Here is a 21136-nt window from a genome sequence, read left to right on the forward strand (position 1 = left end):
TCGGTGTGCCCGGCTGCCAATAATTCGGGACAAGTCTCCGTCCCATTTGGACCCGTCCTCGATTTTCGAAAGATGTGTGAGCATGAGGGCTGAAATGGCCGACGTGGCAGGTCTGCGGTTCTTCACGAGGAACCCCGTGACACTGCCGTGGCTCTCGCGATCCGTGATCCCGATGGCCCGAGCCGTACGCGCTCAGGACGGCGCCGTCGTGCGGCTGCGCCGCGGGTGGCTGCACGGCCCGCATGTCGATCTCCTGGCGCACGGCGGCATGGGCAGGTCCCCGCTGTGGGACCGGCTCGCCGAGCAGTTCGACGCGGGTCCGCAGGGCGCGGCGGGGGCGCTCTCCGAGGAGCAGTACCTCGCCCAGGCACGGGAGTTCGGGCGTCTGGAGAACGTCGCCCCGCCCTATCTGCCGCTGCGCGAGCACGGCACGGTGGAGTATCTGGGCGCCGCCGACGTGCTGCCCCGCGATGAACTCCTGCGCGATCTGCGGGAGATCGAGGTCGTCAACAGCGCCCTGTGCGTACCGCTCCTCGACACGGTCGAAGCCCTTGCGCAGCGGCCGGGCGAGGCGACCGTGCGGCTCGCCGAGGCGTTCGCCGCGCTCGCCGACTCGTACTTCCTCGGGCTCGCGCACGGCGTGTACTCCTTCCGCTCGCACGCCGAGGCGTTCCTCTCCTGGGCCGCCCCCACCAAGGACGTGCGCCCGGCCTTCGCCGCCCGCCTCGAAAAGGACGCGCCCCAGATGCGCAAGGTCGTCGAGGAGCGGCTCTCCGGTCGCGTCGGCGCGCTCGCCGGGTCCTGGCGCACCGCGTTCGCGTACGCCACCGGCGCCCTGGACGGCGCGGTCAGGGACGGCAGGCTCACCGTGCCGATGCTGGACTCCGTCACCGCGTCCGTCGACAACACCCGCATGGGACCGCCCGGAGCGGTCCGGGACGTCCCCCAGGGCGCGCACCCCGACTCGGACTTCCACCGCGCGGTGGTGGCGTCGGGCGTCATCGACACGCCCACGCCGTGGTTCGCCTCGTACCGCATGCTGATCAATCTCTTCTACGAGCAGCTGCCGCTCCTGACCGTGCCGCCGATGCAGCGCTACTACATGTGCTACGCCCTGGCCGAGACGGTCGACGACGTGCTCGGCGAGACCTGGCAGCAGCGCCTGGCGGACGGTCAGGCCCGCATGGCCCGTGGGGAGTTCGTATGAGCACGCCGTCCGCACTCCGGCCGACCGGGACCGCCACGGGTGCGCTCCTCGCCCCGTCCGCCGAGCGGCACACCGCAGGGCCCCTGTGGGTCCTGCGGATCAACCCGCTGGAACGCGCCCGGCTCAGCGACGGCACACTGCGCGGGCTCCTCGGGCAACTCGCCGACGCGGAACGCGCCGTGCGCGAGGCCGCGCTGCGCTGCTCCGACGAGCTCTACGCCGCGATCGGCGCGGCCGCCGACGAGGAGAGCAGGCGCCGGCTCGTCGCGCTGCGCCGCGCCATCCACAACGACCGCACGCCCAAGGCCCCTTGGGACGCCGCCACCCCGGCCGTCGCCCAGTGGGACGCCGCGCGTGAGCACCGCGCCGCGCTGCGGACCGAGGTGGCCGGGGCGTACACGGCGGCGGCCGACCGGGAGCGCGGGACGCTCGCGGGGCTGCTCGGCGACGAGGAGCTCGCCCGGTCCCTGGCCCTGGTCTCCCCCGAGGTCTACCAGGAGTCCCTGCGCTACCGCTCCGCGACGGCCGCGGGCAAGCCGCTGACGGCGCGGGCCCGCAAGTCGGAGCGCGGCCTGGTGCAGTACGTGACGCGCGCCATGGTCCGCACCAGTCCGCTGGCCCGCTTCACCGCGGTCGGCATCGCGGTGCCCGACCCGGCGGGCGCGTCCCCCGAGGACCCCCACTACACCCCTGCCACGTCCTTCACCGGGCTCGACCGGGTCATGCTGGGGTACGTCCTCGGCGGGCTGCGTCCGCCCGTCGGCGCCGGGATCCTCGACGCGTGGGTGGGGCTCTCCCCGACCTCCGCGCTGGAGCCGGACGGCAGGCTGTTCTTCCTCAAGCCGACCGAGACGGGGTTCCAGCGTCTTGCCGCCCCGGTCAAAGGCACCGTCCGTGCCCTCGTGGACGCCACCGTCATGGGCCCGCGCCCGGTCCGCTCCGTCATCGGCGACCTCGCGGCACGCACCGGCCGCACCCCCGAGGACGCCGCGAAGGCCGTCGTCGGCGCGGTGCGCCAGGGCATGCTGTGCACCTACGACGAGGCGGAGGACGGCGCCGCCGACCTCGCGGGGCTCCTCGAACGCTCGGCCCCCGCGGCCGGTGACGCCCTCGACGACGTGCGGGACCGGCTGCCCCGGCTCGGTGCCGCGCCCGCCGCGGCGCGCGGCGCCGAACTGGCCGCCCTGCGCGACGACTTCGCGGAGGTCAGCCGGATCGCCCGGCGGCCCGCCAAGGTCACCGTCGAGGAGGACTTCGTCCTCTCCCCCGCGCGGGTGGCCGCGGACGACTGGCGGCAACCGCTCGAAGACCTCGGCCCCGTCGTGGAGTTGCTGTCCGTCTTCGACTGGCTGCACGACGTCCGGGTGATCACGACGGCCGCGTTCGTCGACCGGTTCGGCGCGGGCGCCCGGGTGCCCCTGGCCGAGCACGCCGAGGCCCTCGTCCAGGAGGTGTCGCGGCGCGCCGCCGTCATGGGCGAGGTGTATCTCGACGGCGACGCCACGGCGTTGACCGGTCTCGGCCCCGCCGACGGCAGCCTGGAGCGGCTGCACGCCCTGCGCCGCACGATCATCGACGCCACCCAGCGGCACATCGCGGCCGCCGACGGGCACCCCGACGTACGACTGCCCGTCGACGAGGCGCGGGAGCTGACGCGCGCACTGCCCGAGCGGCTGCGGCGGGACCCGCTGAGCTACGGCGTCCTCGTGCAGTCCGCGGGCGCAGGACGGGTCGTCCTCAACGACGGGCTGCCCGGCCACGGCATGCTCTACGCCCGCTTCCTGGACGCCGACCGGCGCCTGGGCGGGGACGCGGTCGCCCGCCTCGCCGAGCGGCTCACCGACCGGTACGGCTGGGACGGCAGCCGGGTCGTCGAGGACCTCGGCCTGCACCGTCTGAACGTCAACGCCCACCCGCGGATCCTGCCGCACGGCCTGCACCCCGACGACTGGTTCTCGCTGAGCCTCGCGCACGACACGGACACGGACCAGCTCCGCGTGGAGGACGCCGACGGCACGCCCCTGCGCATCCTGCCGCTCGGCACCGGGCACCCCGGCCTGTTCCCCCCGCCACTGTCCCTGGCCTCGTGCCTGGCCACCGGCGGGCGCCTGAACAACGACCTGCTCGACGGGTGGCACCGCTCGCTGCCGTGGGACGCACGCACCACCCGCACGGCGCCCCGCATCTCCGTCGGCGACGTGGTGCTCGCCCGGCGCCGCTGGTACGGCGGGGCGGAGCTGACGGCCGCCCTCGAACCGGGCGCGGAGCACGAGCGGTTGACGGCCCTCACCGAGTGGCGCGGCCGGCACGGCGTACCGGAGGAGGTCGTCGTCAAGACCGCCTTCGAGCAGGTGTCGCCGCGCACGCTCGACCCCGCCGACATGCTGCCGCGCCGCCACCAGTTCAAGCCGCAGTACGTCGACCTGACCAGCGCGCTCGGCACCCGTGTGCTGCCCCGGATGCTGGACCGCAGGACGACGGACGAGCGCGCCGTGAACTACCTGGAAGAAGCGCTGCCCGCGGTCGTGGACGGCACGCACGCATACGAATGGGTGGTGGAGATCGGCCGGAGCCCCGGCGGGCTCTTCCACTACGAGGGGGATTTCGGATCATGACGCTCACGGCGGACTCGCCGCTCCGTGCCAAGCCGTACCTGCACTGTGCGCCCTTGCCGGACGGCGTCTACTTCAGCGGCGCCCGCGCGCAGTTCACGCTGCGCGGCTGGGACCGGCTCTTCCAGGTCGCCGACGTCTGCGTGCCCCTCCTCGAGGACGGCACCAGCGAGGACGCACTGGTGTCGGCCCTGGGCTCCGAGCGGGCCAGGCCCGTGGTGCGCCGCATGGTCGACGGACTGCGCGCCCACGGCATGCTCCTCGACCCCGCGCGGTGGACGGTGCCCGCGCCGGGCGACGCGGTGCGCGAGCGGTACGCGGGGCAGCTCGCCCACCTGGAGTCGGTGCACCCCGATCCGTACGCCGCCTTCGCGCGGGTGCGGTCCGGGGGCGTGGCCGTGCTCGGGCCCGATGCGGCGCTGCGGCCCGCGCTGCGCGGCCTCACGCGGGCCGGTGTGGGGCGCGTGGTCGCCCCGGGCGCCGACGGGACGGCTGCCGACGCCACGGTCGAGGCCGTGGTGGGAGCCGGTGACATGGACGTCGTCATCTGGTGTGCGGCGCCCGGGGACCGCGCGGAGCATGCGGCGCGGCTGCGGGACCTCGCTGCCGAGGCGTCCCGCACCGGGACCGTCGTGCTTCCGGTGCGCCTCGACGATCAGGTGCTGCTGGTCGGTCCCGCGATCGGGTCCGGTGCGCGCCGGTGCGGGCCCGACGCCTGCTCGGCGCTGTTCGACCGGGCGCACTCCTGGGCCGGGTCGGCCCAGGCGGGTCCTGCCGCACGGCCCGTCGCCGACGCGCTGGCCGGGGCGCTCGCCGCGCAGCTGGCCTTCGACGTCCTCGCCGGTCTCGACGACGACGGCACGGCGCACGTCGTCCACGGCGCCGAACTGCGGAGCGACCGCGTCTCGGTCGCACGGGCGGATTCCGCACCGGAATTGGGTCTCGTACGCCTCGTCGAGCCCGGAGCCGCCACGCCCCCGCCCCCCGAACTCGACGACGCCGTCGAAGCCGCCGGAGTCCTCACGCGGCGCTGGACGGGCCTCTTCGAGCGCACCCCGCGCGAGGATCAGCTGCCGCAGATGCCGCTGTCCCTGCGCGAACTGACCGCCGTGGAGCGGGACATGGGACCGATCACGGTCTGGGCCCCGCATCAGCAGGCGGCCACCCTCGCGGCGGCCCTGGAAGCGCTGCGGGGGTCGTGCCCGACGGCGCACGACGCGGTCGACGAGATGCCCGCCGCCGGTATCGGTGAGCAACAGTGGCTCCTCGACGGCGCGTTGCGGATCCTCGTCGACCTGGCCACGGAGTCGGACCTCGCGGCCGACGACGTACTGCGGCCCGAGACGTCGCGCCTGCGCGCGATACTCGACGGGCTGCTGCCCGCATCCCACCATCCACGCCTGCTCCACGTGCCGGGCATCTCCTGGTACTTGAGCACGGTGACGGACACCGCCACGGGCGCGCTTCTCGGTGCCGCCTGGGCGCCGGACGCCGACGGCGCGGTGCGCGACGGCGTCAGCACCGCCATCGCCAGGGCGCAGGTCCCCGGCGCCGACGGCGAGAGCCCGGTCGCCGCGCTGTGCACGAACGCGCTCCTCCTGGCCGACGCGGACGCTCTCACCGCGCTGCACGCCCAGGTCACCGCGCACGCACACGCCCACCGCATCGGCTACGAGGGACGGCCCCTGCGCCAGGACCCCGTCCTGGGTGAACTCCCCTTCTGGCACGGACCGGTTCGGGCCGGTTCCGCGCGTCCGTCGGCGGCCAAGGAGAACCATGAGCACTGACATCGACACCGACATCGCCCTGCTGCTCAGCCCCGCCCTCACCGACGGGCCTCCCCTGGCCCTGCCCGTGGGACTCACGGACCTCGCCCGCGCCACGGACTGCGACATCGCGGTCAACCGGGGCTGGGAGCTCGCCTGGGAGCGGCAGCGGTGGCGGCACAGCGCCGCCGAGGGCCGCGGGCTGATCTCCGTACGCCTGTATGACGACGAGGTCCTCATCGGTCCGCGCTGGACGCCCGGGACCGACTCCGGGTGCGCGGGGTGCGCCGAGGTCCGCGAGCGCACGAGCCTCGAACACCCGCTGGTCGAGTTCGTGGCACGGCCGCGGACCCGGCCGGGAGCCGAGCACCCCCTGCTGCCCGAACTCCTGGACGCGGCGGCGGCCCACCTGGCCGAACGTCCGCTGGAGCCCGGGCAGTTGTACGCGGTGGGCGGTGAAGGAACCCGGCGCCACCGGATCGCGCGCAGTTTCCACTGTCCCGTCTGTGCGCCGGAGCGGCGGGAGCCCGACGACCTGTGGCGGCCCGAGCCGCTCGACCTGCGGCCGCTGCCCGCGTCGCCGCGCGATCCCACGCGCGGCACGGACGGCGCCGCGCTTGTGGCACCCGGCGCGCTGCGCCGCTCACTGGTCGACGCCCGTTTCGGGCCCGTCCAGACCATCATGCGGGAGTCGGCGGTGCCGTTCGCGATGAGCATGGCCCTGGAGCTCGACGCCCCCGCCATGGGGCACGGGCGCGCGAGGACGTTCGCGGAGACCGAGCCGGTCGCGATCATCGAGGCGTACGAGCGGCTCGGCGGTTTCCCCTTCGAGGCCCCGGTCCTCATGGACAGGTCCGCCGAGCAGGTGCGCGGGCACGCGCTCGACCCGGCCTCGTTCGGGCTGCTCACCGAGGAGCAACTCGCCCATCCCAGCTGCAAGGTCGAGCCGTTCTCGGCGAGCACCGCCATGGACTGGGTGTGGGGGCACGACCTGGACACGGGGGCTCCGCTGCTCGTCCCCGCGGAGATCGGCTTCTTCCAGTACGAGTACCGGTACCGGCTCAACCGGCACCGGGCCCGCGCGGACAAGTCCGCGGGACCCGGCCGGTTCCGCAAGTTCTTCCACGACTCCTCCAGCGGCTGCGCGGCGGGCGCGAGCCTCGAAGAGGCCGCCCTGCACTCGCTGCTCGAACTGGCGGAGCGCGACGCGTTCCTGCTCGCCTGGCACCGGGCGCGGCCCCTGCCGTCCGTCGACCCCGACTCCCTCGCCGACGCCGAGAGCCGGGCGCTCGTGGACCTCGTCCGCGCCCGCGGCTTCGACGTCCATGTGCTGGTGGCGACGCAGGACATCGCGCTGCCCATCGTGTGGGTCCTGGTGGTCAACCGGGAGAACCCGTTCCCCGCCACGTACTCGTCGGGAGGCTCGGGCGCCGACCCGGACACCGCCGTGCGCGGCGCGCTGCGCGAGGTCGCGCAGCTGGTCACCAACAACGCCGAGTGGGAGCGGGCGGACGTCGAGCCGATGGCCGACGACCCGTGGCTCCTTGAAGAACTCGAACACCATCTGCGGCTGTACACACTGCCGCAGAACCTGGAGCGGGCCACCGCGGCCCTCGGCGGGCCGCGCGTCACCCTCGCCGAGGCCTTCCCCGGCTGGCCGGACACGCTGCGCCGGGCGGCGGGCGGCCACGTCAAGGGCGCGCTCGACCACGTCCGCGGCCTGTACGCGGCGGCGGGCCTCGACCGGATCGTGCTGGTCGACCAGAGCACGCGCGAGCACCGGGACGCCGGGATCTCGGTCGCCAAGGCGGTCGTCCCCGGCATCCTGCCGATGTGCTTCGGCCACGCCCAGCAGCGTCTGACGAACCTGCCGCGGCTCACCGCGGCTCTCGCGGGCACCCCGCAGGCGTCCCGGCGTGCCCCCTACGACCCCCACCCGTTCCCGTGACGCGCGCCCCGCTTCCCGCGCGGCGCGCCCCGGTCGACCTGCCGGCGCCGCACGGCGACAACAACATCGAACGCGAGCCCCTCTGGTACGCGTTCGCCGCCGGGGACGATCAGCCGCCGGTCCCGCCGTGGACCTGGACGGTCGAGCCGCCGATGACGGAGCACACCCATCCGCCCGCGCCCGACGCGGTCCGCCGCGGCGCGCGCACGCCGCTGCCCTTCGGCACCACGGAACTCCTGACGGCGGCCCGGTACCCCGACGGCCGACCCGTCCGGCAGCAACTCGCCGACACCTCAGCGGAGTTCGACCCGCTCGGGCACGCACTGGTCGCCGCGCTCGGCGCCCAGTGGGTCGACCCCGACAACGCCTACAACCCGCACCGCGGCTATGCGTCGCCGCGGTGCCTGTATCCCGTGCAGGCGTTCCTGGAGCGCGACGGGCGCCGACAGCTCGTCTCCCCGCAGACGCACGCCCTCGTCGACCTCGACCCGCCGAGCACCCCGCGCGAGGGGCGGCGGATCATCCTGACCGGCCGGTACACGCGCATCCCCCGGGGCTACAAGTGGTTCCGCGGCTCGCTGGTCAGCATCGAACTCGGCTTCGTGCTGCGGTCGTTGGCGATCGCCCTCGAACTCTTCGGGATCGAGGCCCGACTGCGGCTGCCGGACGCGGGATCCCCCGCGCTCCTCGCCGAGCTGGGCCTCGGCGAGACAGCGCAATGGTCGCTCCCGTTGGTCATCGACCTCGACACGGACGTACGCCGGGACGCCCCGCCCGCCGCACCACCGCCCGGCACCGGGGGCCCGGCCCGCGCGGACGCGTCCCTCACCGACCTCGTACGCCTCAACCGCAGCCAGCTCTTCCCCGATCCCCCCGCGCGCCTGGGCACCGGCATCGCCCCCGGGGCCCGCCCGTCGGCCAGGACACCGTCCTGGGCCGACCTCATGTGGCAGCGGAACTCGGGCCGCATGCCGCGCGGACTCCTCGGCATGAACGGACGGCTGCGCAGGACGCCCGCCGATGCGCTGCGGGACGCGGTCGACTGGCTGAGCGTGCCGCCGCCCGGCGCGACGGCCCGGGCGGCGTTCGACGCGGTCCGCGTCACCGCCGTCGTGCAGGCCGTCGACGGTCACGACGACGGGATCTACCGGATCCGTGCCGGGCGGGCCGAGCTGCACCGCCGTGATCCATCGGTCGCGGCGTCCCTGGAGCGCGAGTACGGGTATCCGCTGGGTCCGGACGCCGGGTGCGACATCCGGCACGCCTCCGGCCTGTGGTTCCTGACCGCGCGCCCCCGGCAGGTCGTCGACCGGTTCGGGCCCGCGGGCTGGAGCGCGCTGCAGTACGCCTGCGGCTGGGCGCTGCACGGCCTCTCGCTGTCGGCCGCCGCCTTCGGCATGTTCGCCAGGCCCGTGCGCGCCTTCAACGAGATCCCGGTGCAAGGCCTCCTCGACCTCGAAGAGGACGAAATGATCACCCTGGCGGCCGTGGTCGGCACTCCGCGCCACGCCACCGGGGCGCTGCTGGACATCAGACTGTGAGCGAGGAACATCAGCATGACCCTTCCGGCGCCGTCCGCGGCGGTCCCCGTCGGCCACTCCCGTTGGACGTCCTTCCATCTGCATGTGGCCTCGAACTCCCAGTCCGTCGTCGACCGGGTCGTGGCCGAGGCCGTCGGCCCGGTGGCGGGCGGCCGGCCCTGGTTCTTCATCCGCTACTGGCAGGGCGGTCCGCACGTACGGCTGCGGCTCGCGGACCTCGACGCGGCGGAACTGCCCCGCGTCGAGGCCGAACTGACGCGGCGTCTCGCGGCGGCCGGGCGGCTGCGGGCCGGTGAGGAACCGCTGGGCGAGAGCGACTACCGGGCCGACGCGACGCGGTTCGCGGCGAACGAGAGCGGAGTGGACCGGCATGTCCAGGACCTGCGTCCGCCCGGCGTGCACCCCGCCACGTACGAGCCCGAGACGGAGCGCTACGGCGGCGCGGCCCTGATGCCCCGCACCGAGGAGCTGTTCCAGCTCTCCAGCGAGCTGGTCATCGCGCTGCTCCCCCACATCACGTCGGCGGGCGCCCGCTCCGCCCTGGCGCTGCGCGCCACGATGTCCGCGGCAGCGGCGCTCGGCGGTCCCGAGGAGCAGGCGGCGTACTACGCGAACAGCGTGGTGGCGTGGCGTGCCTGGGCCGCGGGCTTCGGCTGCACGCCCGAACAGCTCGACCGGCTCTGCTCCGTGGCAGGGACCGGCGGCGCCACGGCGACCGATCCCGGACGGCACGGGCCCTTCGCCTCCTGGCACGCGGCACTCGGCGACCTCGTCGGCGAGATACGCCGGACCACGGCGGTGCATCCCGCGCAGATCGTCTTCTCGCACGTGCACATGCTGCACAACCGGCTCGGCCGCAGCCTCTTCGACGAGCTGCGCACCTACGCCTGGCTCGCCCACCACTTCCCCGCCACGGGGAGCGCCGGAGCCGGGCGATGAGCGCGAGCCCGCGGATCGCCGTGATCGGCGCCGGAATCGGCGGCCTCACCCTCGCGGCCGCCCTGCGCGAACGGGGCGTACCCTGCCGCGTCTTCGAGCAGACACGGCATCTCACCGAGGTGGGAGCGGGCGTACAGCTCGCGCCGAACGCCGTACGGCCCCTTCGTGAACTGGGCCTGGGCGAACGCCTCCAGGAGAGCGCGGTGGCCATCGAGGCGATGGAGACCCGTAGTTGGGCGGGCGAGCCCCTGGCCCGGACACCGCTGGGGCAGGCCTGCGAAAAGCTGTTCGCCGCTCCCTACTACGCCGTTCACCGCGCCGACCTGCAGAGCGCGCTGCTGGACACTGTGGGGCCCGGTCCGCTCGACCTCGGGCGGACGCTGCAGAGCGTGCAGCCCGAGGGGGAATCGGTCCGCCTCGACTTCGGCGACGGCTCCACCCGGCACGCGGACCTGGTGGTCGGTGCCGACGGGATCCACTCCGTGGTGCGGCGCACGCTCGTCGCCGACGCCCCGGTCTTCTCCGGTCTCGGCGTCTACCGCGGCCTCGTCCCGGTCGACGAGCTGCCCGCCGCGGCGCGCGAGCCCCTGATCCGCATGTGGCTCGGTCCCGGGCGGCACTTCGTGTGCTATCCGGTCCGCGGCGGCAGGCTGATCAGTTTCGCGGCGATCGCCCCGCAGCACGACGCCCCCGTCGAGTCCTGGTCGGCCGAGGGCAGCCCCGCGGACCTCGCGGCGGACTTCGCGGGCTGGCGCGGGCTGATCCACGACGTGATCCACGCGGCCCGTTCCGTACGCCGATGGGCGCTGTACGACCGGGAGGCGCTGCCCGTCTGGTCGGCCGGGCGCGTCACGGTGCTCGGCGACGCCGCCCACCCGATGCTGCCGTTCCTCGCGCAGGGCGCGAACCAGGCCGTCGAGGACGCCGTCGACCTGGCCTGCCGCCTGGCCGCCACGGACCGGTCCGGCATCCCCGCCGCGCTCGCCGCCTACCAGGCCGCGCGCGGCTCCCGCACCGCCGCCATCCAGCACGGCGCGCGCGGCCACTCCGCAAGCATGCACCTGCCCGACGGCCCGCGCCGCCAGGAACGCGACCTGGCCCTGCGCCAGTCCTCGGGCCTGGCCGGGCTGCGGCAGCGGGCCTGGCTGTACGGGCACAGGGCCGCACCCGATCTGACGAAGCACAGCGAAATGAGCACGACGATGAAGAGGAACAGCGCATGAGCGGGCAGACGCGCGTCGCCGTGGTCGGCGCCGGGGTCTCCGGTCTCGCCCTGGCCATCCTGCTGCGGCGCCGGGGCGTGCGCTGCGATCTGTACGAGAAGTCGGCGGCGCTCGGCGCGGTCGGCGCGGGCATCCAGCTCGCCCCCAACGGGGCGCGCGTCCTGCACGAGTTGGGCGCCGAGCACCTGGTGCGGCGGCGCGGCATCGCGGCGCGGGCGATCGAGACGCGGCGCTGGGACGACAGCTCCCTGCTGTCGCGCGTTCCCCACGGCCAGGCCTGCGAGGAGCGTTTCCGGGCCCCGTACTACCTGATCCACCGGGCCGATCTGCAGTCCTGTCTCGTGGAGCTGCTGCCGCCCGGCGCCCTGCACCTGGGCCGTGCGGTGCACGGTGTCGTCCAGCACGAGGACCATGTCGAACTGCGGCTCGCCGACGGGGAGACGGCCACGGCCGACGTGGTGATCGGTGCCGACGGCGTCCACTCGGCGCTGCGCGCCGCCGTGGTGCGGGACGCCCCCCGCTTCTCCGGGCACTCGGTCTACCGGGGTCTGGTGGCGGCGGACGCGGTGCCCTCCTTCGCGGCCGACCCGCGCGTCATGTTCTGGCTCGGGCCCGGCAGGCACATCACCTACTATCCGGTCGCCGCCGGACGCACGGTCCACTTCAGCGCGGTGTGCGCCGACCCGGACGGGGCGGCGCCGCGCACCAGTGCCGTGGACACCGGGCAGTTGATGGCGGAGTTCGACGGCTGGCACGACGAGGTGCGTCATGTGCTCGCCGCGGCGGGGAACGTCACGCGCTGGGGGCTCTTCGACCGCGACCTCGCGGACCGGTACTGCGACCGGCGGGTCGCGCTCATGGGCGACGCCGCCCACCCCATGCTCCCCTACCTGTCGCAGGGCGCGGGGCAGGCCCTGGAGGACGCGCTCGCGCTCGCCGACTGCGTCGTGTCCGGCGCGGATCTGCCGAGCGCGCTGCGCCAGTACGAGAAGCAGCGCATCGCCCGCACCGCCGAGGTGCACCGGCAGTCGCGGATCAGGGCCACCATGTTCCACTTCGCGGACGGGCCGCTCCAGCGCCGTCGCGACGCCCTGCTGGGCGGGCATCGCGATCTCGGTCATCTGGAGTGGCTGTACGGCTGACGGCCGTCCCCCGGTGGGCCGTCAGCCGTTGCGCCCGGGGGCTATTCGGGCCGCGGGTCCCAGCGGAAGCGCCGCACGGCGACCACGGCGCCGATCAGCCCCCAGGCGGCGAGCACCCCGAGGTCCTTCCACTGGATGCCGCCGTCGTGCGCGAAGGACGCGAGCATGGCGTCGTTGAACGGCTTGACCGGCAGCAGGCCCGCGATGGTGTTGAGCGTGTCCGCGTGGATGGGGAAGTAGCTGCCGGACACGAAGACCAGCGGGAACTGGATGAACTGCACGACGGCCGGGGCCGCTTCCGCGTTCTTGATGAGCGAGGCGACCCCGGCGCCCAGGGCGCAGAACGCGGCGGCCCCGAGCAGCAGGGTCAGGATGATCGCGGTCCAGTGCGCGGGCAGTTCGACCCCGTAGAGCGAGCCGACCCCGATGACGAGCACCACGTCGATGAGGCTGACGAGGACGCAGTGCACCAGCAGGCCCGTGAAGTAGACCGCGGCGGGCAGCGGCGTCGCGTGCAGCCGCTTGAGCATGCCGGACTGGCGGCGCTGCGAGAGGACGATCGCCAACTGGGCGTAGCAGGCGCCGAGTACGGAGACCGCGGCGATGGTCGGCGTGTAGTACTGCATGCCGCTCAGGCCGAAGAAGAAGTCCTGGTCGTCGTCGGCCCCGAACACCGCCCCGAAGATCACCACCACGACGACGGGCAGCAGGAACGTGAAGATCATCGCCTGCGGGTTGCGCCAGAACGACAGCTGCTCGTATCGGATCTGATGCAGCATCAGCCGCAGTACGGGACGCTCGCGCCGCCCGTGTGCGAGGGCCGTGGTGGGGTGGGACGTCATGACGTGCTCCGGGTGGGGGTCGTGGCCGGGGTGCGGCCGGTCGTGCCGTCCTGTCGCGCGGCCGTCCCGTGTTCCTCGTACGAGCGCGTCAGGCCGAGATAGATGTCTTCGAGCGAGGGGCGCTCGACGGTAAGACCTTGCAGCTCCGCGCCCAGGCCCAGGGCCCAGCCGGTGATCCGGTGCAGGGCGGCGGTCGTCTCGTCGGCCCGCACCTCGACGGTCACGAGGCCCGCCTCGTCGCGGGACGCCGTACGCCAGGGAATGTCGCCGGGCGCGCATCCGTCGGGCGGCAGGAAGCGGATGCGGGTGTACGCGCTGTCGCGTCCCCCCAGCGTCGCGGGCGTGCCCGAGTCGACGATCCTGCCGCCCGCGATCACCGCCACGGAGTCGGCGAGCGCCTGCACCTCGTCCATGTAGTGGGTGGTCAGGACGACGGTGGTGCCGGTGTCGCGCAGATTGCGCACGACGTCCCAGGCGCCGCGCCGGGCGCTGGGGTCGAAGCCCGTGGTGGGTTCGTCGAGGAACAGCAGGCGGGGGTCCCCGATGACGCCGAGGGCGAGGTCGAGGCGGCGCTTCTGGCCGCCGGAGAGGTCCTTGACGCGGGCGGTCCGCTTCTCTTCGAGGCCGACCAGTTCGATCACTTCGCCGACGGGCCGGGGCGCCGGGTAGTAGCCGGCATTGCGCTCCAGGGTCTCGCGCACGGTGAGGTAGGGCTCCACCGCGATGTCCTGAAGGACCAGGCCGATCCGCTCGCGCAGCAGGCGGCTGTCCTTGCGCTCCGAGGGGTCCAGGCCGAGCACTTCGACCCGGCCGCCGTCCCGTGCGCGGAAACCCTCCAGGATCTCCAGTGTGGTCGTCTTGCCCGCGCCGTTCGGCCCGAGGAGGGCGAAGATCTCCCCCTCGGCGACCGTGAAGTCGACGCCGCGCAGCACCTCCTGCTGTCCGTAACTCTTCCGCAGGCGCTCCGCCGTCACCGCTGTCACCGAGCTCGCCCCATGATCCTCACCGCCGCGCTCCCCGCGACGTCGGGTGCCTCGCGGGGACCGCGAGGCACGCACGACGTTAGGGCGGCCCGGCCGTGTTCCGGGGCCGGTCGGGGCGGGCGATGACCTCCGTCATGAAAGCGGGGACACATGTCAGCCCGCCACGGCCGCGGGATCGTGCCCCGCAGGGGCGCGGGGAACCGCGCGACCAGGCCCCACCGGCCCGCGGATGACGCACTCCCCTCCCCCTCCCCGCGGAGCGCTCAGGCCGAGAAGTCCACGCCCTGCGCGAGTGCCACCTGCCCCGAGTAGTTCACGGTGTTGGTCGCCCTGCGCATATAGGCCCGCCAGGCGTCGGAGCCGGACTCGCGGCCGCCGCCGGTCTCCTTCTCGCCGCCGAACGCGCCGCCGATCTCCGCGCCCGAGGTGCCGATGTTGACGTTGACGATGCCGCAGTCCGCGCCGTCGGCGGCCAGGAAGCGCTCGGCCTCTGCCTGATCGGCGGTGAAGATCCCGGACGAGAGGCCCTGCGGCACGTCGTTGTGCAGCGCGATCGCCTCGTCGAGGTCGCGGTAGGTGAGGACGTACAGGATCGGTGCGAAGGTCTCCTCCCGTACGACGGCGGTCTGCGCGGGCATCCGGACGATGGCGGGCCGCACGTAGTAGGCGCCGGGTGCCGCGTCGGTCAGCTGTCGTTCGCCGCCCGCGCACAGCGTGCCGCCCTCCGCCTCGGCGCGTTCGAGGGAGGCGCGCATCGCGGTGTGGGCGGCTTCGTTGACGAGCGGGCCGACCAGGGTGCCGTCCTGGAACGGGTCGCCGACGGGGAGTCGGCCGTAGGCGCGGACGAGCCGCTCGACGACGGTGTCGGCGATGTCCTCGTGCACGATGAGGCGGCGCAGCGTCGTGCACCGCTGGCCCGCCGTGCCCGACGCGGCGAACACGGCCGCGTTGACGGTGAGTTCGAGGTCGGCGGAGGCGGTGACGACCGCGGCGTTGTTCCCGCCGAGCTCCAGGATGCTGCGGCCGAACCGCGCGGCCACGCGCGGGCCCACCTCGCGGCCCATACGGGTCGATCCCGTGGCGCTGATCAGGGCGACCTGCGGCGAGTCGACGAGCCGTTCGCCGACGTCGGCCGCGCCGAGGACGACCTGGTTGAGTCCGGCCGGTGCGCCGCTGTCGGCGGCGGCGCGGTCGAGCAGCGCCGAGCAGGCGAGGGCGGTGAGCGGGGTGAGCTCGGACGGCTTCCAGAGCACGGTGTCGCCGCAGACGAGGGCGACCGCGGTGTTCCACGCCCAGACGGCGACGGGGAAGTTGAAGGCGGTGATCACTCCGGCCACGCCCAGCGGGTGCCAGGTCTCCATCAGCCGGTGGCCCGGACGTTCGGAGGGCATGGTGCGGCCGTAGAGCTGGCGGGAGAGGCCGACGGCGAAGTCGCAGATGTCGATCATCTCCTGCACCTCGCCGAGCGCCTCGGAGCGGATCTTGCCCGCCTCGACGGTGACCAGGTCGGCGAGGTCCTGCTTGTGCTCGGTGAGCAGTTCGCCGAGCCGTTTGACCAGCGCGCCCCGCACCGGTGCCGGGGTGGTCCGCCAGGTGTGGAACGCGGCCCGCGCGGTGTCGACGGCCCGGTCGACGTCCTGCGGGGTGTCCGCGCGCAGCCCGAACAGGGCGGCGCCGGTGATCGGCGTACGGGCGGTGACGGCATCGCCCTTGAACGCGGCGAGGTCGACCCCGCAGCGCGTCAGGGCGGACTCCGCCGTGGCGCGTATGCCGTCGGTGGTGCTGACTGCTGCTGTACTCATGGTGATTGCACTCTCCGTGACTGCTCGGCCCCTGTGCCCGGCCGGCCGGTGGATACGGCCGGCCGGTTGATCTGGTCGCCCTCTGAGTCTGGTCGGCCGCCGGGCCCGCTATGCCTCGGACTTCCTGCGGATGTTCACGTAGTTGCCGCCGATCCAGTCCTGGAAGGTGGCGGTCTCGCCCTCCAGGCTGATGTCGAATCCACACTCCTTGGCCAGCGGCACGGAGAACGTGAAGTCCGCGTCGGGGCGCAGGAAGAAGACGCTGGAGGTGCGGCTGCTGCCCGCGATCTGGTCACGGCCCGGCGCCGCGACGTGGTGCCGGGGGGCCTTCACCTGGCCGCCGGTCACCAGGGTGGCGATGGCGCCGCAGAAGACCAGGACCGCGTCCGGCCTCGCGGGCAGGTCCACGAAGGTCCCGCCGACCTCGCACTGCAGGCTGACGAAGCCGTTCGCGCAGGGCGTCTGCTGGATGATCGTCACCGTCGACAGGTCGTAGTGCGGCGCCATCCGCAGGGGCTGCTCCTCGGCGCTGCGGTCCTCGGGGACCTCGGGGAAGTAGCGGAACCGCAGCAGGGGTTCGCAGTCGATGAACGCCTCGGTGCCGCCCGCCGGTTCGGTGCCGGTGGCGCGCAGGACCTGCCGGGCCACGTCCCTGGTCGCCTCGTACATCCGGTCGAAGTAGTGCGTCCAGATGCGCTCGAAGTCCGCCGTGGGGAACACGTTGTCCGAGGTCCCCATCGAGTAGCACATCGAATAGTCGGAGTACGTACCGGTGTTGGTGATCTGTGCCGTGCTCTCCGACTCCAGGCCCGTGAACCCGCGCCGGATGGTGGGCACCGTCGAGGTGACGGCCCGCTTCTCCTCGTCGGTGCCGTGCTCGAAGAAGTCCACCGCGACGTCCTTCGCGGACTTCTGGTCGGCCTCCGAAAGGACGGAGTCCGTCAGATAGAAGACGCCGAGGTCGGCGAGGCAGCTGCGGAACTCGTCCTGGCGCAGGCCCTCCTGAAGCTCGGTCAGACTGAACGTCGGCACCGTCGTGTCCATCAACACTCACTACTCCTCTCGAAACCGGTGGTCGGCAACAGCTCTCGCAGCGCGTCCGTGAGGCGGTCGATCTCCGCCTCGGTGTTGTAGAAGTTCATGGAGACCCGCACCAGGGGCCGCTCCGGGCCGCCCGCCACGGCCACCTCGATACGGAAACGCTCCCAGAGTTCCTGGTCGAGCGCGTCGGTCCGGGTCCCCCCTGGCAGATGGAAGGCCACCATCCCGCCGGACAGGGCGGCCGGTTCGGGCGTGGCGGGGGCGAGGCCGAGTCCGGTCAGGCGGCGGCGCGCGTGGTGCGCCAACTCCCGTCTGCGGGCGCGGATCCGGTCGAATCCGAGCTCCGCCTGGAAGTCGATCGACTCCGGTGTCGCGAGCCAGGGGCAGAGGTCCCGCGTCCCCTCGCATTCGAGCCTGCGCAGCCGCGTGGTGCTGCCGTAGCGGTCGCGTTCGTCCGGCGGGCCGCCGTCCGCCGGGGGCTGGTAGGCCCAGCTGACCTGCGTCGGTTCGAGGCGTTCCAGCTGTCCGGGGCCGATGTGCAGAAAGCCGACGCCGGTCGGGGCCAGGAGCCATTTGTGGCCGCTGCCCGCGTAGAAGTCGCAGGGGATGCCGGACAGGTCCAGGTCGATGAAGCCGGGTGCGTGGGCGCCGTCGATCACGGTCACGATGCCGCGCCGACGCGCCTCTTCGCACAACTCCCGTGCGGGCAGCACGAGTCCGGTCGACGAGACGACGTGACTGAAGAAGAGGACCCGGGTGCGCGGGGTCATCGCGGCGACGGCGGCCGCCACGATCTCGCCGGGGTCCGTGGGCAGGTCCGGCAGCCGGAACGTCGTCAGCTCGTGGCCCCCGCGCCGGGCGGCCCGCTCCCAGCACCAGCGCATCGGCGTGTACTCGTGGTCGGTCAGCAGGATCTCGCCCGGTGCGGCCGTTTCCAGGGCGGCCGCGACCAGGTTGACGGCCCCGGTCACATTGGTGGCGAGGGCCAGCCGGTGCGGGTCGCCGCCGAGGAAGCCGGCCAGGCGCTCGCGTGCCTTCCACAGCAGCGCGGGCACCTCGCGCAGCAGGAAGTCCATCGGCGCCGCGGCGAGATGGGCCCGCAGGTCGGTGACGCGTTCGAAGGTGCCGCGCGGCAGCGGCCCGCCCGAGCCGGTGTTGAGGTTGACGACGGTGGGGTCGAGGAGCATGTGGCCGCGGGCGTCATCCCAGTCGGCTACGACCATGTCGTGATCTCCCGGAATTCAGAAAAAGAAAGGGGGGGGCCGTCAGCATTCGGTCGACGTGCAGGACAGTAGCAGCCGTCGCGCCATCTCGAAGAGGTGCTTTCCTGTCGTTTGGCTCTGCGAAGAGAAGCCCGAGAGAGCCGGAAGAGGACCCCAAGAGGTGTGCCGGGCAGGATGCACAATGACGAGCCAGTCATGAACTCAAGGGAGAGCGTAATGAGCGACTACTCTCGTGAAAATTTCCTGGATTTGAATACATTCCGGGGCCTGGGAGAAGACCCCGCCTATCAGCCTCCCGTTCTGACGGACCGGCCGCGCGACTGGCCGCTGGACCGGTGGACCGACGCACCGCGTGATCTCGGTTTCTCGGATTTCTCCCGCTATCAGTGGCGGGGGCTCCGGATGCTCAAGGACCCGGACACGCAGGCGGCCCTGCACGATCTGCTGTGTGAATTGCGGCCGCGGACGATCGTCGAGCTCGGCGTGTACGGCGGTGGTTCCCTCGTCTGGTTCCGTGATCTGACGAAACTCATGGGGATCGACTGCCAGGTCATCGGGATCGACAAGGACCTTTCCCGGTGCCAGATCCCCGACTCCGAGAAGTCGAACATTTCCCTGTACGAGGCCGACTGCTCGGACCTTGCGACCTTTGAACCCCTGCGCGGCGCGGCCCACCCGCTGGTCTTCATCGACGACGCGCACAGCAATACGTTCAACATCATGAAGTGGGCGGTCGACCATCTCCTCGAACAGGGCGACTACTTCATCATCGAGGACATGATTCCGTACTGGGACCGGTACAGCCCCAAGCATCTCGCCGAGTACCTCGCCGCCTTCCGCGATGTGCTGAGCATGGACATGGTGTACGCCAACGCCAGCTCCCAGCTGGACCGCGGGGTCTTCCGCCGGGCGGACATGAAGGAGTAGCGGCATGCCGTCCGTATCGACGCAGTTGCACTACGGCGCGCCGCTCGCCACGGCGGAGGCGGACGACGACTGGTGCATCGACGCGCTGTCCAATCCGCCCGAGGTGGTCCTCAACTTCCGCCTGGTCGCCCAGGAGATGACCGTCACCGATCTGCGCGGGGCGGCGGTCGGGCCGACCCTCGACACCATGGGCTTCGAGAAGGTCGCCGCCCCCACCGGCGTGGACCACCGGGCCCTCGCGGAGAGTTCGCCCTCGGCGATCGAGCGCTATCAGCAGGAGACCGCCGAGCTGCTGCGCGCCCGCACCGGTGCCGACACGGTGCGGTTCTTCGACACCACGCTGCGGAGCAAGGACGCGGCCGTCTGTGCCGGTTCTCCCTATCAGTCCCCGCACATGCGCGTGCACGTCGACCAGACGCCGAGGAGCGCCCGCGACCGCGCCGCCGGCCACGGCGACCGGGAACGGGAATTCAGCAGGTTCCAGATCATCAACGTATGGCGGCCCCTCGTCGAGCCGGTCCGCAATTTCCCGCTCGCCGTGTGCGACTACCGTTCGCTCGATCTCGCGGCCGATCTGGTGGCGACCCGGCTCGACTTTCCCGAGTGGCTCAAGGACCGCGAGAGCTATTCCGTGAAGCACAATCCCAACCACCGTTGGCACTACTGGGATTCGCTGACACCCGACGAAGCGATACTTTTCAAATGCCATGACAGTGCGAGCCGGGACCTGGCGCTCCTCACCGGCGACGCCGACCGGAGCGATCTGCTCGACGTGGCCTGGCTCTGCCCGCACACGGCGTTCCTCGACGAGAACGGGCCGAGCACCGGGCATTTGCGAACGTCCCTCGAAATGCGCGCTCTACTCTTCTACGGCTGATCGCAGACCCGGCAGCCGAGGACCACATCCGTGCCAGCACGTCGCGAAGGAGCAGGTGAGCATGGCGGACACGACGGTACCTATCTTCAGCCTCGCCGCATTGAAAAAAGGCATCGACCAGGAGCAGTTCCGCGCGTGCGTGACGGAGATGGGAGTCTTCTATCTCACCGATTCCGGGGTGTCGGAGAGCGACCACCGGCTCGCCACGGACACGGCGACGGACTTCTTCACGCACGGCACTCCCGAGGAGAAGCAGGCGGTGACCACGAAGGTCCCGACCATGCGCCGCGGATACTCCGCCCTGGGGGCGGAGAGCACGGCCCAGGTGACGAACACCGGGACGTACACGGACTATTCGATGTCGTTCTCGATGGGGATCTCGGACAACCTCTTCCCCTCGCAGCGGTTCGAGACGGTGTGGACGGACTACTTCGACCGTCTCTACGCCTCGGCGCAGGAGACCGCGCGGCTGATCCTCGAGTCGACCGGCACCTATGACGCCGGTGACATGGACACCCTCCTCGACTGCGATCCCGTGCTGCGGCTGCGGTACTTCCCCGAGGTCCCCGAGGACCGCGCCGCCGAGCAGGAGCCGCGCCGGATGGCCCCGCACTACGACCTGTCCATCATGACGTTCATCCACCAGACGCCGTGCGCCAACGGCTTCGTGAGCCTGCAGGCCGAGATCGGCGGGGAGATGGTGAGCCTGCCCGTCGTGCCGGACGCGGTGATCGTGCTGTGCGGCGCCATCGCGCCGCTGGCCACGCAGGGTGCGGTGCCCGCCCCCAAGCACCACGTCCGCTCCCCCGGCGCGGGGCTGCGGGCGGGCAGCGACCGCACGTCGAGCGTCTTCTTCCTGCGCCCCTCGACCGACTTCACCTTCTCGGTGCCCAAGGCCAGGGAGTACGGACTCGACGTCAGCCTGGACGCCGAGACCGCGACGTTCGGGGAGTGGATCGGAACCAACTACGTGACCATGCATTCGGTCCAGGAGTCACAGGGCGGGCAGCGCTGAACCGACCGCGGCCCACGGCCACCGGTCCCGCTGATGCACGTGTCGGAC

General features: G+C 72.6%; 16 protein-coding genes. 11 read left to right on the forward strand and 5 right to left on the reverse strand.

All coding sequences use genetic code 11. The annotated features are described in order from the left end of the window. Window positions 1–82 precede the first annotated feature (82 nt). Genes ACFWZ2_RS02140 through ACFWZ2_RS02175 form a run of 8 tightly spaced genes read left to right on the forward strand, consistent with a single transcriptional unit; the run spans window position 83 to window position 12378 of the window. Window positions 83–1207: a hypothetical protein gene (locus ACFWZ2_RS02140; protein WP_384540456.1), complete on the forward strand. Its 1125-nt coding sequence runs from the start codon at window positions 83–85 to the stop codon at window positions 1205–1207. After that, window positions 1204–3822 carry a hypothetical protein gene (locus ACFWZ2_RS02145; RefSeq protein WP_384540458.1) on the forward strand — a complete coding sequence of 873 codons (2619 nt, stop codon included), beginning with the start codon at window positions 1204–1206 and terminating at the stop codon, window positions 3820–3822. The genes ACFWZ2_RS02140 and ACFWZ2_RS02145 overlap by 4 nt, the downstream gene beginning before the upstream one ends. Further along, the gene (locus ACFWZ2_RS02150; RefSeq protein WP_384540461.1) at window positions 3819–5606 is read left to right on the forward strand and encodes a hypothetical protein; all 1788 of its coding nucleotides are present in this window, start codon (window positions 3819–3821) and stop codon (window positions 5604–5606) included. Before ACFWZ2_RS02145 ends, ACFWZ2_RS02150 begins: the two co-directional genes overlap by 4 nt. After that, entirely contained in the window at window positions 5596–7533 is a 1938-nt protein-coding gene (locus ACFWZ2_RS02155) for a TOMM precursor leader peptide-binding protein (RefSeq protein WP_384540464.1), read from the forward strand. Before ACFWZ2_RS02150 ends, ACFWZ2_RS02155 begins: the two co-directional genes overlap by 11 nt. Continuing rightward, complete coding sequence (locus ACFWZ2_RS02160) at window positions 7530–9074, forward strand: hypothetical protein (RefSeq protein ID WP_384540466.1); 1545 nt, start codon at window positions 7530–7532, stop codon at window positions 9072–9074. Before ACFWZ2_RS02155 ends, ACFWZ2_RS02160 begins: the two co-directional genes overlap by 4 nt. A 15-nt stretch (window positions 9075–9089) precedes the next feature. Further along, on the forward strand, window positions 9090–10013 hold the full coding sequence (locus tag ACFWZ2_RS02165) for a thiopeptide-type bacteriocin biosynthesis protein (protein WP_384540468.1): 924 nt from the start codon (window positions 9090–9092) through the stop codon (window positions 10011–10013). Beyond that, complete coding sequence (locus ACFWZ2_RS02170; protein ID WP_384540471.1) at window positions 10010–11236, forward strand: FAD-dependent monooxygenase; 1227 nt, start codon at window positions 10010–10012, stop codon at window positions 11234–11236. Before ACFWZ2_RS02165 ends, ACFWZ2_RS02170 begins: the two co-directional genes overlap by 4 nt. Beyond that, window positions 11233–12378, forward strand: coding sequence for an FAD-dependent monooxygenase (locus tag ACFWZ2_RS02175; protein WP_384540474.1), 1146 nt, complete (start codon window positions 11233–11235; stop codon window positions 12376–12378). Before ACFWZ2_RS02170 ends, ACFWZ2_RS02175 begins: the two co-directional genes overlap by 4 nt. A 41-nt stretch (window positions 12379–12419) precedes the next feature. Here the strand turns inward: ACFWZ2_RS02175 and ACFWZ2_RS02180 are convergent, their stop codons facing one another. From ACFWZ2_RS02180 to ACFWZ2_RS02200, 5 genes are all read right to left on the reverse strand, one after another. Continuing rightward, window positions 12420–13220 (reverse strand): ABC transporter permease, encoded by an 801-nt coding sequence (locus tag ACFWZ2_RS02180; protein ID WP_384540477.1) that lies wholly within the window; start codon window positions 13218–13220, stop codon window positions 12420–12422. After that, the gene (locus ACFWZ2_RS02185) at window positions 13217–14203 is read right to left on the reverse strand and encodes an ABC transporter ATP-binding protein (RefSeq protein WP_384540480.1); all 987 of its coding nucleotides are present in this window, start codon (window positions 14201–14203) and stop codon (window positions 13217–13219) included. The genes ACFWZ2_RS02180 and ACFWZ2_RS02185 overlap by 4 nt, the downstream gene beginning before the upstream one ends. Window positions 14204–14466: 263 nt before the next feature. Further along, the gene (locus tag ACFWZ2_RS02190; RefSeq protein WP_384540483.1) at window positions 14467–16005 is read right to left on the reverse strand and encodes an aldehyde dehydrogenase family protein; all 1539 of its coding nucleotides are present in this window, start codon (window positions 16003–16005) and stop codon (window positions 14467–14469) included. Between the two features lie 108 nt (window positions 16006–16113). After that, window positions 16114–17049, reverse strand: a complete 936-nt coding sequence (locus ACFWZ2_RS02195) for a 2OG-Fe(II) oxygenase family protein (RefSeq protein WP_384540486.1) — start codon at window positions 17047–17049, stop codon at window positions 16114–16116. Beyond that, window positions 17049–18269 (reverse strand): aminotransferase class V-fold PLP-dependent enzyme, encoded by a 1221-nt coding sequence (locus ACFWZ2_RS02200; protein WP_384540489.1) that lies wholly within the window; start codon window positions 18267–18269, stop codon window positions 17049–17051. Before ACFWZ2_RS02200 ends, ACFWZ2_RS02195 begins: the two co-directional genes overlap by 1 nt. A gap of 216 nt (window positions 18270–18485) precedes the next feature. Between ACFWZ2_RS02200 and ACFWZ2_RS02205 the strand changes: the two genes are divergently transcribed. From ACFWZ2_RS02205 to ACFWZ2_RS02215, 3 genes are all read left to right on the forward strand, one after another. Continuing rightward, the gene (locus ACFWZ2_RS02205) at window positions 18486–19196 is read left to right on the forward strand and encodes a CmcI family methyltransferase (protein WP_384540493.1); all 711 of its coding nucleotides are present in this window, start codon (window positions 18486–18488) and stop codon (window positions 19194–19196) included. Between the two features lie 4 nt (window positions 19197–19200). Then, on the forward strand, window positions 19201–20073 hold the full coding sequence (locus tag ACFWZ2_RS02210) for a CmcJ/NvfI family oxidoreductase (protein WP_384540495.1): 873 nt from the start codon (window positions 19201–19203) through the stop codon (window positions 20071–20073). 61 nt (window positions 20074–20134) lie between these two features. Beyond that, complete coding sequence (locus tag ACFWZ2_RS02215; RefSeq protein ID WP_384540498.1) at window positions 20135–21088, forward strand: 2OG-Fe(II) oxygenase family protein; 954 nt, start codon at window positions 20135–20137, stop codon at window positions 21086–21088. Window positions 21089–21136: the final 48 nt, after the last annotated feature.

The organism is Streptomyces sp. NPDC059002, assembly GCF_042740435.1.
Classification (GTDB): Bacteria; Actinomycetota; Actinomycetes; order Streptomycetales; family Streptomycetaceae; genus Streptomyces.